We start from the raw sequence: 1432 nt of genomic DNA, 5'->3' as shown, positions 1-1432 counted from the left end.
ATTCTGCTGTTTTTGATCGTTTTTTGTAGATTTTTTGCGCCCAGTCAGTTTCCATTTTCCGTTGCATTCTGATTTTGGAAGGGTTTCCATAGTCTTGAATTATTCTGTAATTGTCTTTTTGGCAGCAATATTCTTTCATAATGCAGTTTTTACATTCATTTGTCCAATAACTTGTTCTTTGTTTGTTTTTGTATTCATATGTTCTTCTTCGATATAAAATTTCTCCTAAAGGACAAATATAGGTTTCGATTTCCGCATCATAGTCGAAATTATCTTTTTGGAAAGGTTTTTCCCATAGATTATATTTCTTTTCTTTTCTTGAGAGTTTTCTGGTGGATATGTAACCATCTATCCCTTTTTCTTCGAGATAGGTTGTGTTTTGATCTGTGGAATATCCATTATCGGCACTGAATTGGAAATTGGAAGGCATTTCATCATATATTTCTTCCAAATTAGATTCTAATTGTTCTATTGATGGAATTAGTTCGAAATGGTCTGTTGGATTTTGTGTGACGTATGATGTGAGTATTATTCCTTTGTATTCGTCTACAATGATTTGTGCATTGTAATCCCATTCCCATTTACCTTTTTTATTCTTCATCAAGCGTGCATCAGGGTCATTGATGCTGATTACGTCTTTTGGTGATTCTTTTACTTTTTCTTCGAGTTCATTGAGTTTTTTTAAAACATCTTCAGGATGTTCTTTTGCTTGTTTTAAAAGATTTAAACTTGAAGAACGAAGTTTATCTTTGTTTCTATTACTTTTAGTTGATTCTTCTATTTCTTTTACTGTTTCTTTGAATTTTTCTTTGTCAGTTAATGATTCTGGAACGCTGTTTCCTGATTCATCGCCCAATTCTTCATCTTCTTCATGATCTAATTCAATACTTTTTTTCAAGTGTTCTTTCATGATTTTGATTTGATTTTCATCAGTTAATTTATTAATTGATGTTTTTGCTTTGATTTTAGTTCCATCCAAGCTCAGATGATGGATTTTGATTAAATCATTATCTTTTGCAATTTTAATGGTTGTTTTAAATGCATCGTCAATTAAATCCGAATATTCGACTTTAAATCTTGCTATTGTTCGATATGATGGTTTTTCCATCGCTGCAAGATACATATATGCAATGTCAGTTCGTGTTTTTCTTTCTATTTCCCTTGAAGACAATCCACCATCGAAAACACTCATTAAAATGAGCCTAAGCAATAATTCTCGAGGATAAGCAAATTCACCAGGAGTTCCACGAAATTCCTGGTTCGCTTTCGAACAATCAACTAAATCAACCACATTTTTAATAAAATAGCACGGATGATCTTTAGGAATCAAGTTTCGCAAGTCCATAGGGACCAACATAGTCTGATTAATATTATCATCTTTCAAAACCATAAATAAAACAACCATAAAGATTAATATCTATAATAAAAGATT

Annotated in this window: 1 protein-coding gene; it reads right to left on the bottom strand. The window is 31.4% G+C overall.

Features of this window, described 5'->3' with window-relative positions; translation table 11 throughout:
• Positions 1-1390 (bottom strand): IS1182 family transposase (locus MBBTH_RS10775; protein WP_116593038.1); only part of this gene is annotated, 1390 nt, incomplete at its 3' end.
• Positions 1391-1432: the final 42 nt, after the last annotated feature.

The organism is Methanobrevibacter thaueri (assembly GCF_003111625.1).
GTDB classification, from domain to species: domain Archaea; phylum Methanobacteriota; class Methanobacteria; order Methanobacteriales; family Methanobacteriaceae; genus Methanocatella; species Methanocatella thaueri.
This window is presented reverse-complemented; position numbering and strand designations above follow the sequence as displayed.